This window comes from Pseudomonas sp. N40(2020), from assembly GCF_014472415.1.
Classification (GTDB): domain Bacteria; phylum Pseudomonadota; class Gammaproteobacteria; order Pseudomonadales; family Pseudomonadaceae; genus Aquipseudomonas.
Genome location: NZ_JACSZV010000042.1, coordinates 15405 through 28912 on the forward strand (window position 1 = coordinate 15405; position 13508 = coordinate 28912).

The 13508-nt window shown below is 60.1% G+C and carries 15 protein-coding genes; 9 read left to right on the forward strand and 6 right to left on the reverse strand.

Features of this window, described 5'->3' with window-relative positions; translation table 11 throughout:
• The first annotated feature begins 344 nt into the window (after positions 1-344).
• Both IAI51_RS22740 and IAI51_RS22745 read left to right on the forward strand, forming a co-directional pair.
• The gene (locus IAI51_RS22740; protein ID WP_042558757.1) at positions 345-893 is read left to right on the forward strand and encodes a cupin domain-containing protein; all 549 of its coding nucleotides are present in this window, start codon (positions 345-347) and stop codon (positions 891-893) included.
• 397 nt (positions 894-1290) lie between these two features.
• Positions 1291-1716 carry a hypothetical protein gene (locus IAI51_RS22745; protein ID WP_187680504.1) on the forward strand — a complete coding sequence of 142 codons (426 nt, stop codon included), beginning with the start codon at positions 1291-1293 and terminating at the stop codon, positions 1714-1716.
• A gap of 78 nt (positions 1717-1794) precedes the next feature.
• On the opposite strand, the gene IAI51_RS22750 is transcribed toward IAI51_RS22745, so the two are convergent.
• On the reverse strand, positions 1795-2226 hold the full coding sequence (locus IAI51_RS22750; RefSeq protein ID WP_187680505.1) for a hypothetical protein: 432 nt from the start codon (positions 2224-2226) through the stop codon (positions 1795-1797).
• A 165-nt stretch (positions 2227-2391) separates the two neighbouring features.
• Here IAI51_RS22750 and IAI51_RS22755 point away from each other — a divergent pair, with 165 nt between their 5' ends.
• The 4 genes from IAI51_RS22755 (at position 2392) to IAI51_RS22770 (ending at position 4837) form a co-directional block, all read left to right on the forward strand.
• On the forward strand, positions 2392-2781 hold the full coding sequence (locus IAI51_RS22755; RefSeq protein ID WP_187680547.1) for a hypothetical protein: 390 nt from the start codon (positions 2392-2394) through the stop codon (positions 2779-2781).
• Between the two features lie 14 nt (positions 2782-2795).
• Positions 2796-3218 (forward strand): HD domain-containing protein, encoded by a 423-nt coding sequence (locus IAI51_RS22760; protein ID WP_187680506.1) that lies wholly within the window; start codon positions 2796-2798, stop codon positions 3216-3218.
• Between the two features lie 27 nt (positions 3219-3245).
• Positions 3246-4265, forward strand: a complete 1020-nt coding sequence (locus IAI51_RS22765; protein ID WP_187680507.1) for an AbrB family transcriptional regulator — start codon at positions 3246-3248, stop codon at positions 4263-4265.
• A 125-nt stretch (positions 4266-4390) separates the two neighbouring features.
• On the forward strand, positions 4391-4837 hold the full coding sequence (locus IAI51_RS22770; protein WP_187680508.1) for a YMGG-like glycine zipper-containing protein: 447 nt from the start codon (positions 4391-4393) through the stop codon (positions 4835-4837).
• On the opposite strand, the gene IAI51_RS22775 is transcribed toward IAI51_RS22770, so the two are convergent.
• Genes IAI51_RS22775 through IAI51_RS22785 form a run of 3 tightly spaced genes read right to left on the reverse strand, consistent with a single transcriptional unit; the run spans position 4822 to position 8504 of the window.
• Positions 4822-5847, reverse strand: a complete 1026-nt coding sequence (locus IAI51_RS22775) for a DUF2955 domain-containing protein (protein ID WP_187680509.1) — start codon at positions 5845-5847, stop codon at positions 4822-4824. The genes IAI51_RS22770 and IAI51_RS22775 overlap by 16 nt on opposite strands.
• On the reverse strand, positions 5837-6955 hold the full coding sequence (locus IAI51_RS22780) for an HlyD family secretion protein (protein ID WP_187680510.1): 1119 nt from the start codon (positions 6953-6955) through the stop codon (positions 5837-5839). The genes IAI51_RS22775 and IAI51_RS22780 overlap by 11 nt, the downstream gene beginning before the upstream one ends.
• Positions 6948-8504, reverse strand: a complete 1557-nt coding sequence (locus IAI51_RS22785) for an efflux transporter outer membrane subunit (protein ID WP_262410376.1) — start codon at positions 8502-8504, stop codon at positions 6948-6950. The genes IAI51_RS22780 and IAI51_RS22785 overlap by 8 nt, the downstream gene beginning before the upstream one ends.
• Before the next feature lie 118 nt (positions 8505-8622).
• Here IAI51_RS22785 and IAI51_RS22790 point away from each other — a divergent pair, with 118 nt between their 5' ends.
• Positions 8623-9141 (forward strand): transporter suffix domain-containing protein, encoded by a 519-nt coding sequence (locus IAI51_RS22790; RefSeq protein ID WP_187680511.1) that lies wholly within the window; start codon positions 8623-8625, stop codon positions 9139-9141.
• Positions 9142-9178: 37 nt separating this feature from the next.
• On the opposite strand, the gene IAI51_RS22795 is transcribed toward IAI51_RS22790, so the two are convergent.
• Complete coding sequence (locus tag IAI51_RS22795; RefSeq protein WP_187680512.1) at positions 9179-9955, reverse strand: NAD(P)H-dependent oxidoreductase; 777 nt, start codon at positions 9953-9955, stop codon at positions 9179-9181.
• 85 nt (positions 9956-10040) lie between these two features.
• On the opposite strand from IAI51_RS22795, the gene IAI51_RS22800 reads away from it, so the two are divergent.
• Positions 10041-10934: a LysR family transcriptional regulator gene (locus tag IAI51_RS22800; RefSeq protein ID WP_222944255.1), complete on the forward strand. Its 894-nt coding sequence runs from the start codon at positions 10041-10043 to the stop codon at positions 10932-10934.
• Between the two features lie 253 nt (positions 10935-11187).
• Positions 11188-11973 carry a DeoR/GlpR family DNA-binding transcription regulator gene (locus IAI51_RS22805; RefSeq protein ID WP_187680514.1) on the forward strand — a complete coding sequence of 262 codons (786 nt, stop codon included), beginning with the start codon at positions 11188-11190 and terminating at the stop codon, positions 11971-11973.
• A gap of 104 nt (positions 11974-12077) precedes the next feature.
• Here IAI51_RS22805 and IAI51_RS22810 read toward each other — a convergent pair whose 3' ends face one another.
• A complete protein-coding gene (locus tag IAI51_RS22810; protein ID WP_187680515.1) occupies positions 12078-13361 on the reverse strand; it encodes an NAD(P)/FAD-dependent oxidoreductase in 1284 nt (427 codons plus the stop codon).
• Between the last annotated feature and the right edge of the window lie 147 nt (positions 13362-13508).

A 13508-nucleotide genomic window follows, 5' to 3' on the forward strand; every position in this document is an offset into this window, starting at 1 on the left:
AGGAGTGAGCCTGCTCGCGATGAGGCCAGCCCAGCCATCACCACTCTTCCAGAAACACCACAAATCCTGTGGGAGCGAGCTTGCTCGCGAATGCGATCAATCAGTCAAAAGTGATGTTGAATGTGCCACCGAATCGCGAGCAGGCGAAGGCCTACAGATCCGCATTGCCAAGGCAGGAAAGACTTTTCCCCCACCATCCATCGAACCTGCTGAGCTACACCATCAAACGTGATTTAATAGCCGCCTTTCACGGTTCCGGGACACGGGAGCAACGTGATCCGCGCCCCGGCGCGTCACCCGCCACCCACCCCCATTACCCTTAAGTACCTCAACATAAGGCAGTCATGGATACGGGTTCTCGACTCAAACTAGTACGCGAAAGCTACAAACTCTCCCAGCGCGAGCTGGCCCGGCGTAGCGGCGTGACCAATGCCACCATCTCCCTGATCGAACAGAATCGCGTCAGCCCCTCCGTCAGCTCCCTGAAAAAGCTGCTCGAAGGCATCCCGATGTCCCTGGCCGACTTCTTCACCTTCGACCAGCCGCCGCGCGAACATCAATACGTCTTCCGCGCCAACGAACAACCCGACCTCGGCCGCCATGGCTTGCGCCTGCTGCTGATCGGCGCCTCCGTGCCGAGCCGGCAGATGCGCTTGCTGCGCGAGCAATACGCACCGGGCGCGAGCTCCGGGGAAGAGCCGATTGTGCATTCGGAAGGTGAGGAGTGTGGGTTGGTGACGCGCGGGACTGTTGAGTTGACCGTGGATGGGTCGGTGAGTGTTTTGAATGCGGGGGATGGGTATTACTTTCCGACAACGCTGCCGCATAAGTTCCGGAATATCGGGGCGGATGAGGCTGAGATTATTAGTGCGAATACGCCGGCGAATTTTTGATAATGCCCCGTGGCCGATATTGGCGACTGGTTACTGCCGGGGTTGTCGAGTTTAGGCAATAAACCAGTGTGGTGGCGGAAATACACTGTGGCGAGGGGATTTATCCCCGATCGGCGACGCAGTCGTCGTGATCCGTGGCGTGCGGCGTATCTGGAGAAATGAACTCGCCGGGTTGGGGCCGCTTCGCAGCCCATCGGTGATGAATCCCCGCGCCACAAGAGGTGTTTTCCTACGCGTTTTTCAGACTTCAAATTCGGTCGAATCTCAAATCATGGCTTTGCATCCCGTTTGGAACTTTCCTTAAAAGCGATGTCAATTTGATGGCGTGTCGCGACGCTCATTTTGAACGGATCAAGCAGTGCCAGGCTGTTTCCTGGTGAGCCTAAGGAAGTGTGAGATGAAGCTGATTCTTGCGATGTTGTTGATGTTCAGCGGTTACGCTTTTGCCGGTTGCGGAAATATTGATGACCATGACCAACGTGCCTATTGCTATGCGCGGGAGAGCGGTGGCAGTTGCGGCAACATTGATGATCATGATTTGCGTGAGCGCTGCAATGCGGAAAATGGCAATGGCTCCTGTGGCAACATTGCTGATCACGACCAGCGTACCTATTGCAATGCCAGGAAGAGCGGCGGCAGTTGCGGCAATATCGATAATCATGATTTGCGTGAGCGTTGCAATGCGGAAAATGGCAACGGCTCCTGCGGCAACATTGGTGATCATGACCAGCGTACTTATTGCGAGGTCATGAAGGGTAATGGGAGCTGCGGCAATATAAGCGACCATGACTTGCGTACTAGGTGTGATGCCAATAAGCGCTGATACCGATGGTGAAGACAGCCCGGCTATGAGCCGGGCTTTTTTATATCGTGAGCATCACGGCTTAGCCGTTCGTTGCTTTCATTTCACCTTCCAATCCCCACCCCCACTTTCGCAATCAATCTTCGCCTGCCCCAGATTCTCCGCACCGTAGTAATACGTGGTCACCTGCGCACCATCAGGAATATTCAACGCCTTGGCGTTTTTGTCCTTACTGGTGGAGTGCGGGTTGGCCAGTGATTCCTGGGTGAGGGTGGCGATGCAGGTGGCCTGGTAGTGGTCGTCGCACTGTTGGACCTTTTTCTTGACGGCGTTGACCATGTCTTTGCTTTCGTTGCTGCACGACCAGTCGATGGAATTGACGGGCACACCCTCATATTCGTAGCAACTGTGGCTGGAGACGGTGGGCACGGAGGCGCTGGAGGAGCGGGTTTCGACGTCGCAGCCTTCGGCCATGACGCAGGTGGGGATGACGCTGAAAGTGGCGATCAGAAGCAGGAATCGAATGTTCATCGGGCTTTCCTCTTCAATGGCGCCGGTTCTGATCAATGAGTGGGCGCTTATGGTTTCGAGATAGCGCAGGGGAAGGAGGTTCAATCAGGTTTTTGATTTGCGCTGTTCGCGTAGACTGAGAAACAATCGGACACATCTAGCGCCCCAAGGATTGGAATATTGCCCATGATTGAAATCGGCAGCCGCAACAACGCCCCCACGTCGCAGCACCCAACCCACGACGTCTACATTTTCAACATCGACCTGTCCCGACCGGCCACGCCTTTGTGTTTCGAACAATCGACGGCCGGAGGGCATGGTGGGCAGGGCGGTGCGCGCTGGTTGGCGCTGGATGAGCTGGACGCCTGGCCCGGTGAGTGGCGTGAGCATTTGAAAAAGGCTGATTGTGTCTGGGTCGCGGAGTTGATCGATGCGCATCCGGGGGCGGATCAAGTGACGATGGTGTCGATGATACTCAAGCGTCACTCCGAGCCAGCGAAGCCAGTCGGTCGCTTGAAGGCCATTGGCGCTTGGCTCAAACGCAATATCCACGTTGGCGGCCGGTACGGCGTTTAACCCGAGGAAATTCCATGACGCAAACACTCGAACGCGCAATCGCCATCGCCGCCACTGCGCACGCGGGGCAGGTGGACAAGGGCGGGGCGCCGTACATTTTGCATCCGCTGAAAGTGATGTTGCGCATGACCACGCTGGAGGAACGCATCGTCGCGGTGCTGCACGATGTGGTCGAGGATTGCGATATCAGCCTGGATGACCTTCGCAAGGAAGGTTTCAGCGAAGAGGTGCTGAGCGCTATCGAATCAGTTACCAAGGTGCCCGGCGAGTCCTATGAGGATTTCGTCGAGCGCGCGGCGCAAAACCCCATCGGCCGGGTCGTGAAACTGGCGGATCTGGAAGAGAACAGCGACCTGTCGCGCATCGCCTCGCCAAGTTGGGAGGATCTGGAGCGGATCGAGAAGTATCGGCGCGCGATTGGACGGTTGCGCGCTTAAGCCATTTGAATAGCCAGGAAGGCGAATATGAAATCCATTCTATGTTTGTTGATCGCCGCCGGTTTTGGCGCTGTGTTGCAGTCCCTCGGTGTACCTCATGGGGTGCTGCTGGGGTCGATCCTTGTTACGGCATTGGTCGTCACTAAATCCGGTTTTGCACCCGCGACACCTTATGGTTTGGGCTACATCCAGGTCACGCTGGGCATCGCCACCGGGCTGATGTTCGAAGCGTGGGACAGTGCGACGGCGTCGACGATGTTGCCGAGCCTTGGCGTGTTGCTGCTGTGCTTGACTGTGCAGATTGCCTTGGCCGGTTGGTGGCTGACGTGCGGGGCAGGGTGGAATCGCACGGATGCGCTGCTGGCGGTGTATCCGGGGGCGCTGGCGGCGGTGTTTGATTTGCTGGAGTCGGAGAAGGCCTCGAGCAAGGTAATCATCGTGCATCTGATGCGGTTGCTGTTGATCACGGTGTTGGTGAGCTTTTTGATTCCGGGGCAGGTGTCGGTTGCTGCTGTTGATAGCGATCCGTTGACCACCGGCATGGCGTTGACGGTTTTCTCGGTAATCGGCTTGAGCGTCGTGCTCGGTCGATTGCTGCTGGTAATCGGCGTGCCGGCGCCATTTATGCTCACGGCGATTATCATCACCGCAGTCTTTGTAAAAGCAGGCTGGCTGCAGGGTTTTCACATGCCGGACTGGAGTTTGAATCTGGCAGCCCTGGTGCTCGGCGTACGCATCGGCTCGCGGTTTAAGGGTTTGGGCCTCAAGGAATTGGGGCTGCATGGTCGTGCGGCGCTGGTGTCGGTCGGGTTGATGATCGTGGTGGCGGCGGCATTTGCCGAAGGGGCGGCGCGATGGTTGGGCAGCGATCCGCTGTCTCTGTGGCTGGCGTACATGCCGGGGGCGATTGAGACGATTGCGATTGTCGCGTTTGGGGGTGGGCTGAATGTGGTGTTTATCCTCACTCACCACCTGGCGCGGATGGTGCTGCTGCATTTTGCGCCGGCGTTGTTGGTGCAGGTGCGGCGGGTGCGGGAAGAGTCCTGATTACACATCATCCGTCGTGGTGAGGGAGTTTGCTCCTTCACCGCTTAAATGAGTTTGTCACTGGTGAACTACACTATTTGATTACCCCGCATCACAGCCAACCCCAGGCCCCGCCGGAGGTAATCATGAACCGTTTGTCGTCCACCGCTCTCTTGATCGCCGCTCTTTGCGCCACGCAAGCCCATGCGCAAACCATCATCCCGCTCAAGGGCCAGACTTCGCAACAAACCCAGATCGACATGAACGACTGCCATTCGGTCGCCGCCAGTTCCACCACTTCAACCCCGCAAACCGGTGGTCGCCTGAGGGGCGCTGCCGTCGGTGCTGCGGCCGGTGCAACAGCGGCTGAGGTGCGCGGCCGTCAGCACGACGAGTTTTATGATGCGGTCGACGATGATCGCAAGCAGGATTACCGGCAGAACCGCGCCGGGCAATCGGCTGCCGCCGGCGCGGTGGTGGGTGGTGCGCGACAGCGTCAGGATCGACGTGCGCAGAGCAAGACTGATGCAGCAGCCAGTTCCAGTGCTTACACCGGGTGTCTGCAAGGGCGCGGCTATCAGGTCACGCCTTGACGGCTTGGTTTGTGCGCTTCGAGCAGGCGCATCATCAACGCGCTGTAGAGCGTCACCAGAATGAACAGACCCATGCGCACGGCGAACGCGCTGTAGACGTCTTTGCCCGCGGCGCTGTCCTGCACCGATTGGCCGAGCAGGATGATCATCGTCACCAGGGTGTTGAGCCAGAAGCCGGGGCTGAAGGTTGTCGGGCTGAGGCGATTGAGTTTGCGCGCCAGCCACAGCCCGAACAGCAGCGTCCACAAAAAGAACATCCACACATGCACAAACAGGCTCAAGCCACACCAGAGCAGCACGGCCAGCAAGCCTCCGAGCAGGGTCGAGCCGAGCAGTTCGCGCCCGGCGTGATGGGTGTTGGGCGTGGAGGTTTGCTGGCCGAGGCTGACGGCTTTGAGGATGATCGGCAGGTAACTGGCCGGGTCGCTCAGGGCCAGCAAGAATGTCGGCATGACGATCAGGGTGGCGCGCAGTGCCACACGCGGGACTTCATCGGCGGGTAAGGTGGGCGGTTTCGGTGGGACAGGGCTGTCGGGCCGTTCTGGAAACAGTGTATGGCTGATGCCCACTACCGCGACCGCCAGCAACAAGCCTTTGACCAGCGCACCAATGACCGCCATCGCCAGATCGAATTCGGCAAACCCGGCGGCAGAAATCATGGTCATGCCGATCACCAGAAAGGTCACGATCAACGGGTTACCGCCGCGCAGGCCAAAGCGAAACACCACAAACAAACCGAGCCCAATCAACAACACACCACTCACCGGGTAATAGCGCAGCAACGGCACCAGCAGCAGGCCGATGCTCGTCGTGAGCGCAGCGACCAGTGCCAACACTATCGCGCCTTTCAGCGGTAATGGCCGGGGCAGACTGGCCAGCAACAACACCGCCAGCACGGGCGAAATAAACGCCAGCGGAAGCGCCAGCGCATAACTGACGGCGGTGCACAGCGCGGTGCCGAACGCCAGGCGCAAGGCCCGTTGCGCCGGGACGCTGCGCTCAGTAGGCATACGACAGCCAGCTCATCAGCCCGACAAACAAGCGCCCCAACGGGTTGAGCGGATTGCCTTCGCTGGGGAAGGCCATGACTTCCGCCTGACCGCCGGCACGGATGGCGCGGCTGTCGATCAGGCGTTTTTTCGCCTCTTCAGTGAATTCGATGATCACCGGAAAACGTTGCGCCGGACGCAGCCAGTCGCGGCTGTTCTGGATGCTCGGCAGGGTGCCGGGCGCCGGCGTCTGGCCGACACTGACGCCATAGCCGACGCTGCGCACCCGGCCGTCGAGGACTTCGCCGGGCAGTGCGTCAAGGACGATGGCCACCGGGGTTCCAGGTTGCACGCGGCCGAGGTTGTTTTCAGTGAGGTCGGCGCTGACCCATACGTCGTGGATCGCTATCAGGGTCATCAGCGGGCTGCCGGCGGCGGTGAACTGGCCGACGTCGGTGCGCAGGTCGGTGATCAACCCGGCCGAGCGTGCGCCGATGCGGGTGTTGGCCAGATCCAGCTCGGCTTTGGCCAGTGCCGAGGCGGCGCTGCGTAACTGCGCGTTGGTGTCGGTATTGCCACCTTCCTGTTCCTGCGCCCGTTGCACTTCGGCGCGGGCGGCGGCAACTTGGGCGACCGCTTGTTCACGGTTGGCTCGCGACACCTCAAGAAGGCGAACGGAGACCGTGCCGGGATCTTGTTTGTACAAACCCTCGAGGCGCTGATTGTCCTGTCGTGCCTTGAGTTCGTTGGCTTGCGCGGCCCTTAAGGAAGCCTGTGCCGAGGCGATTCCGGCGGTGCTCGCGCCGACCTGACGTCGGGTCGATTCCAGATCGGCTTTTGCTCGATCGACGGCGATTTGCAGCGGCTGTGGATCAAGTTCGAAGAGGGTGTCGCCCGCTTTCACATCCTGGTTGTTGCGCACGTTGACCCGAATCACCCGACCCGCGACTTCCGCCGCCACCGGAATCACGAACGCACCGACCCGCGCCTGCTGGGTGTAGGGCGTGTAGCGGTCGGCGAGCAGATACCAGGCCAGGCTCAGTACAATCAGCAGTAGCACCCAGCGGATGCCTTTTTTCGCTGCGTCGGGCTGGACAGGGGCAGGAGCGGGCGTCGTGTTTTCAGTCATGGCGGCTTTCCTGCGATGGAAGGGGATACGCCGGTTGGGCGGGTGGCGCGGTGAGCAAATCGCCCCAATCGGTGCGTTGTTGCATCTGTTGTCGGGTCGGCTCGTCTATCTGCGGCGCGTTGCTCTGCCAGCCGCCTCCGAGGGATTTGTACAGAGCTATCAGATTGCTCACGGCGTTGCTGCGGCTGACCAGATAGTTGTCCTGCAATTCCAGCAACGCACGCTGGGCGTCGAGCACCCTCTGGAAGTCCGAATAGCCTTCGCGGTATTGCGTGTTGGCCAGCACCAGCGAACGCCGCGCTGCGCCTTCGGCCTCACGCAAAATGCGTTCGCGTTCCAGCGCCTTGCTCAAGCCACTGGCGGCGTCGTCAGCCTCGCGCGCGGCTTGCCGAACCTTGTCGCGATAGGCTTCGATCAGTTGCTGCAAGCGTGCGTCCTGCACCCGCACGTTATTGCGGATGCGGCCGTAATCGAAGATGTTCCAGCGCAGGCTCGGGCCACCGATCAAGTCGAGGCTGCGTGGGGTAGCACCGAGGGAATCTGTCGACCAGACGATGCTGCCGAGCAAGGTCAGCGACGGGTACAGATCAGTCTCGGCAACACCGACCAGCGCCGATTGCGCGGCGACATTCAGTTCCGCCGCGCGCACGTCCGGGCGGCGCATCAGCAGGTTGGCCGGGACGTCTTGCAAGACGGCGCGATCCAGCAATGGAATCAGCCCGGTTTGTTCGGCCAGCAGCGCCGCGGCGCCACCGGGCGGCTGGCCGACCAGCACCGCCAGGGCATTGCGCGTGCGCAGCAATTGGTCTTCGAATGCCGGAATGCTGCTCAGCGTGCCGAGGTATTGGGTTTTCGCCTGTTGCAGGTCGAGTTCGGCGCTCTGGCCGCTGGTGAAAAGCTTTTCGGTGATCTCGAAATTGCGTTTTTGCTGGACGGCGTTTTCCCGGGCGACGCGCAGTCGTGCTTCAGTGGTGCGCAGGGAAAAATAGGTGTCGGCGACTTGCGCGCGCAGCAGTACAAGGGCGTCTTCGTAGTTGGCCTGAGCGGCGAAGTAGCTGGCATCGGACGATTCGATGGCGCGACTGAAGCGCCCCCAGAAATCCAGCTCCCAACCGATATCGAAAGCGGCGCTGTGTTGCCAGAAGTGCAGATCCTGCGGGTTGCTGCCGCCGGACTGGTGGCGGTCGATGTAGAGGCTGTCGACCCCGACCTGTTGCAGTTGCGGGTAGCGGCCGCTTTCGGCGATGCCCAGTTGGGCGCGGGCTTCGAGCACCCGCAGGCCGGCGATTTTCAGGCTGCTGTTATGTGCATCCGCATCGGCAATCAGGCGATCCAGCACCGGGTCGGCGAACACCTGCCACCACTGGCGCAGATCTGGCTGGGCCGCACGTTCGCTGGCCTGCTCCAGCGCTGCGCTGTTCCACTGCTTGCTCCATGCTTCGGCCGGCGGCTGGAAATCCGGCCCCAGACGCACACAGCCGCTGAAGCTCAGCGCGCCGAGCAACAACAGGTGACCGGGCCGCGTCAGCAGGGCTGTCGGTGCAGGCATTGCGTGTGTCCCCAATCGCCAATATCACTGGAGCATAGACCGCGAATTGCAGGTTGTTCGGGCGAATCTGCTGCTACGCTTTTCAGGCACGGCATCCCGCCAAAACAGGTACGAAACCATGGACACTGCCCAAGATCCGGTAACGCCGACCACCACCGCCAACTGGCGCTTCAAGGTCGGTGTGGCGATCATCTGCCTGATGCTCGGTTCGTGGCTGATGGTGCCACTGGCCGCCGCCCTCGATGTGCCCGGCTCGAAAGTGGCGGCGCTGACCGGTGTGCTGTTTATCAGTAACAAAGTGCTGTTGCTGCTGGTGATCGCGGTAATGGGCAAGGCCGGATTCGCCGAGCTCAAGCGCAAGATCGGCGGTTATGTCTCGGGAATGATTCCGACACCGGTCGACGAGGTCGGGCCGCTGCGGCACAGGATCGGCGTGGTGATGTTTTGCCTGCCGTTGCTTGTCTCGTTTCTGGAACCGTATTTCGATAACTTCTGGCCGGGGTTGCGGCCCAATCTGTGGCAGCTGCAATTGCTTGGGGATTTGATGTTTGTTGGCAGTTTCTTTGTGCTGGGCGGCAACTTCTGGGAGAAGGCCCATGCGTTGTTTGTGCGTAAGGCGCGGGTGGTATCGCCTTGAGATACGGTGAAGGAGCTTGCTCCTTCACCTTTCTCCGCTAAATGAGGTGTGCGGCAAAGCCCTGCTTACCGGGCGCAACATCATCCTTCAACGTCAACCCCGGAATCTCGTAATCCCCCGCATTCTGCTGCCTGAACGCAATCGGCCGGGCACTCCACAACTCATCCAGTCGGCGCCCCAGTTCATCCGTTGTCTCGGTAAACCGGGCGTCGTCCATGCGGCTGGTGCGATAGACAAGGAAGGGGGGCAGCACGTCAAAACCGGGGTAATGCAGAACTCCGTGCTGAATCGGGAACAACAGGTCATCCATCGGCCCATTGATCCCGCGCGGGCTGTAATGCGATTCCCAGCCACCAGTGGTGACCATCAACATCGCCCGTTTGCCTTTCATTTTCCCTTCGCCATAACGCTCGCCCCAACGGCTGTCGGAGTGTTCGCCAACGCCATAGGCAAACCCGTAGGCGTAGACGCGTTCGATCCAGCCCTTGAGGATCGCCGGCATCGTGAACCACCAAAGCGGGAATTGCAGAATCAGCGCGTCGGCCCACAGCAGTTTTTCCTGCTCGCGGGCGATGTCGGCGGCTTGCGTGCCTTGGGCGTAGGCGAGTTTCGAGTCGAGGGAGGCGTGGAACGGTTTGCTGTTATCACGCTGTGGGGCGTCGTCGGCATCGAGGATGGCTTTCCAGTTCATCGCGTAAAGGTCGGAGACTTGCACGTTGTGGCCGGCGGCTTCGAGGCGCTGAACGGTGAAGTCCTTGAGCGCGCCGTTGAGGGAGGTGGGTTCGGGGTGGGCGTAGACCAGTAGTACATTCATTTTTAAAGCTCCGTGGCTGAGTGGGAGCAGGATCAGCGCTCCACAGGTATATTGGAAATGAATGTCTGATATGTCTGGTATAGCCATGAATAATTTGAGACGACTGGATATTAATCTGCTGTTGACCCTCGATGTGCTGCTGTCCGAGCACAACGTAACCCGCGCGGCGCAACGGCTGAACCTGTCGCAGCCCTCGGTGAGCGTCCATTTGGCCAAGCTTCGCGACATCTTCGGCGATCCGCTGTTGCTCCCTGGCCCGCGGGGTATGCGCCCGACGGCGCGAGCCGATGAGTTGCGTGAGCCTTTGCGCGAGGCTCTGGACGCACTGGAACGGGCGGTGGCCCCGGCCACTGTGTTCGACCCCGCACTGGCGACCCAGACCTGGAGAGTCGCGGCAACCGACTACGGTGAATCGACCATTCTTCTGCCGGCGCTGAGCAGTTTACGTGCGCAGGCACCGGGCACTCGGCTGGCGGTTATCGACCTGATGCCAGCGCAATTGGTCAAGCAAGCGGAGCAGGGCGTGTTCGATCTGGCGCTGCACATCACCGAAGACGCGCCGCTGGACCTGCATCAACGGGTGCTGTTTAGCGAGCGTTACGTGTTGGCCGGGCGTCTCGGGCATCCCGGTTTGACGGGTAAACCGAGCTGCGATGAGTTCTGCGCACTGGAACATGTGCTGGTGTCGCGAGAGGGCGGGGGCTTTTTCGGGGTGACTGACAAGGTGCTGGCCGACGTGGGGCTGTCGCGCAAAGTGGTGCTGTCGGTGCCGCACTTTCTGATGGTGATGTCGGTGCTGGCGAGCACCGATCTGGTGGCAATGCTGCCGTCACGGCTGGTGCGCGGCAACTCGGCATTGCAAGTGGTCGAGGCACCGCTGCAGGTGCCGGGCTACGAAATGGCGATGTTCTGGGACGAGCGACTTCACCGTGATCCCGCGCACAAGTGGTTTCGCGAGCATCTGGCGGCGTCGGTTTAATGCCTCAGGCGTGGCCCAAAGCGATCGCGAACGACACGACGATCATGCAAGCAAACGCGAAATTGAGATTCATTAGGTGGTCATCCTGAGCCTGTTGAGAGTGGGGCCATTCTGAACAGGCTGAATGCAAAGGAAAAATTCGGCTTTGTGATTCCAATGATCGAAACAATTGATATCCGCCGATTTGTGTTTACCCGAGGCTTTCGCTAGTCTCGGCGAAAACCTGCAACTACAAGCATAAACAGGCAGAACCATGCACGATCATTCAGTCACCGAACTTCCCTCCCTGCGCCGGCAGAAAATCCTCCTGATTCTTGAACGTGACGGCAAGGTCATGGCCTCCGAGTTGAGCCAGCATTTCGCTGTGTCCGAGGACACCATCCGCCGCGACCTCGCCGAGCTGGATAACGCCGGCCTGGTGCAGCGGGTACATGGCGGCGCGTTGCCGAGGCCGAAAGACACCGGCAAGGATTACTTCACCCGCATCAGTGAGACCGACGAGGTGAAAACCCGCCTGGCGCAACTCGCCGCCGGACGGGTGAAGGATGGCCAGATCGTGCTGTTCGATTCCGGCACTACCACGTTGCAGATCGCGCGTTCGTTGCTGGCGGATATCAAGATCACAGCGGTGACCACGTCTCCGATGACCGCCATCACCCTCGCCGAATACAAAGGCATCAAGGTGATTCTGGCGGGCGGGCAGTTGAACCTGGCAACGATGTCGGTCAGCGGCCACGAGACCGTGCGCCTGCTGCAAAGCATCAAGGCTGATCTGCTGTTTACCGGGGTGTGTGCGATTCATCCGGAGGTGGGGTTGAGCTCGCTGTATTTCGATGAGGTGCCGGTGAAGCAGGCATTGTTCGATAGCGCCGCGCAGGTGATCGCGGTGACCACGGCGGACAAGTTGGGCGCGGTGGAGCCGTTTGTGGTGGCGCCGTGCACGCGGGTGCATACGTTGATTACCGAGCGGCACCTGGCGTCGGGGAGTGTCGAGGATTATCAACGGTTGGGGATTGAGGTGGAGCAGTTGCCTGACTGAGATTTGTATAGCGGCGTAGGGCCTCATCGCGAGCAGGCTCACTCCTACAGTTGGAATGCATTCCCCTTGTAGGAGTGAGCCTGCTCGCGATGGGGTCAGTCCAGTCAACGCAACTTTTCAAGCATCTGGTAGTACCACATCCCCGCCGCCAGTAACGGATTGCCCAGCAAATTCCCCATCGGCACGCGAATGTGCTGACACGCCGCAAACGTATCGAACTGCTCCATCTGCCCGGTGATCGCCCGACTCATGATTTCGCCCATGATGTGGGTAGAGGCGATGCCGTGCCCGGAGTAACCCTGGCAGTACCAGACATTGTCCGAAAGCTTGCCCAGTTGCGGGATGCGGTTGATCACGATGCCCATCGCGCAGCTCCACTGGTAGTCGATCTGCACGCCTTTGAGCGCCGGGAAAGTCTGCTCGATGCACGGGCGCAGTTCGGCGGCGATGTCGCGCGAGTCCTTGCCGCTGTAGTTGGCGCCGCCGCCGAACAACAAGCGGCCGTCAGCGGTGAGTCGGTAGTAATCGAGGACGAAACGGCAGTCGTACACCGCCAGATCTTCAGGGTTGATCTGCCGTGCCAGATCGCCGAGCGGGGCCGTGGTGACGATGCCGCCCATGGCCGGAAAAATCTTGCCCTTGAGCTGTCCTGGTTCGAGTTTGTGATAGACGTCGCCGGCGAGCATTACCTGATTGGCGTCGATCTGGCCGTGGGCGGTTCTGACCCCAGGCGTATCGCCGTGAATGATCTCTAGCACTTCGCTGTTTTCGAAGATCAGCGCACCCAGACTTTCCGCCGCTCGCGCTTCGCCGATGCACAGGTTGAGCGGGTGCAGGTGCATGTTGCGGGTATTCTTGATCGCGCCGTGGTAGAGGTCGCTTTGCAGCAGGTCGCGCACCTGGCTGCGGTCGAGCAGGCTGACTTCATCACCCAGTCCGCGTCGCACGGCTTCTTCGTAATCGCTGCGCAGATCGGTCATGTGGCTGGGTTTGTAGGCGGCGTGCAGATGACCGTGTTTGAGGTCACAAGCGATGGCGTATTTCTCGACGCGCTGTTTGATGATCTCGTGCCCGCGCCAGCGCAGATGCCAGATGAAATCGTCGACCTCATCACCCAGTTTCGGGCGCATCTGTTTGCGCATCGCGCCATCGCCAGAGAGGCTGCCGGTGACCTGGCCGCCATTGCGCCCGGTGGCACCCCAGCCGATTTTGTTGCTCTCGACGATGGCGACTTTCAGGCCTTTTTCGGCGAGTTCGACAGCGGTGGCAACGCCGGTGAAACCGCCGCCGATGATCACCACATCGACTTTGTGCCGGCCTTGCAGGGTCGGGTAGTCGGTGTCCTGGTTGAGGGTGGCGGTGTAGTAGGAATTGCAGCGATTGGTCATGTCAGTGTCCACACAAAATCAAAGTCGGTATGCGATCCCCTGTAGGAGTGAGCCTGCTCGCGATAGCGGTGTGTCAGTCAAATCAGCGTTAACTGACAGATCGTTATCGCGAGCAGGCTCACTCCTACAGGGGGAGCAGTGGTGATT

Coding starts and splice junctions, on each gene's coding strand:
- IAI51_RS22740 (WP_042558757.1), top strand. CDS start 345: ATGGATACGGGTTCTCGACTCAAACTAGTACGCGAAAGCTACAAACTC.
- IAI51_RS22745 (WP_187680504.1), top strand. CDS start 1,291: ATGAAGCTGATTCTTGCGATGTTGTTGATGTTCAGCGGTTACGCTTTT.
- IAI51_RS22750 (WP_187680505.1), bottom strand. CDS start 2,226: ATGAACATTCGATTCCTGCTTCTGATCGCCACTTTCAGCGTCATCCCC.
- IAI51_RS22755 (WP_187680547.1), top strand. CDS start 2,392: ATGATTGAAATCGGCAGCCGCAACAACGCCCCCACGTCGCAGCACCCA.
- IAI51_RS22760 (WP_187680506.1), top strand. CDS start 2,796: ATGACGCAAACACTCGAACGCGCAATCGCCATCGCCGCCACTGCGCAC.
- IAI51_RS22765 (WP_187680507.1), top strand. CDS start 3,246: ATGAAATCCATTCTATGTTTGTTGATCGCCGCCGGTTTTGGCGCTGTG.
- IAI51_RS22770 (WP_187680508.1), top strand. CDS start 4,391: ATGAACCGTTTGTCGTCCACCGCTCTCTTGATCGCCGCTCTTTGCGCC.
- IAI51_RS22775 (WP_187680509.1), bottom strand. CDS start 5,847: ATGCCTACTGAGCGCAGCGTCCCGGCGCAACGGGCCTTGCGCCTGGCG.
- IAI51_RS22780 (WP_187680510.1), bottom strand. CDS start 6,955: ATGACTGAAAACACGACGCCCGCTCCTGCCCCTGTCCAGCCCGACGCA.
- IAI51_RS22785 (WP_262410376.1), bottom strand. CDS start 8,504: ATGCCTGCACCGACAGCCCTGCTGACGCGGCCCGGTCACCTGTTGTTG.
- IAI51_RS22790 (WP_187680511.1), top strand. CDS start 8,623: ATGGACACTGCCCAAGATCCGGTAACGCCGACCACCACCGCCAACTGG.
- IAI51_RS22795 (WP_187680512.1), bottom strand. CDS start 9,955: ATGAATGTACTACTGGTCTACGCCCACCCCGAACCCACCTCCCTCAAC.
- IAI51_RS22800 (WP_222944255.1), top strand. CDS start 10,041: ATGAATAATTTGAGACGACTGGATATTAATCTGCTGTTGACCCTCGAT.
- IAI51_RS22805 (WP_187680514.1), top strand. CDS start 11,188: ATGCACGATCATTCAGTCACCGAACTTCCCTCCCTGCGCCGGCAGAAA.
- IAI51_RS22810 (WP_187680515.1), bottom strand. CDS start 13,361: ATGACCAATCGCTGCAATTCCTACTACACCGCCACCCTCAACCAGGAC.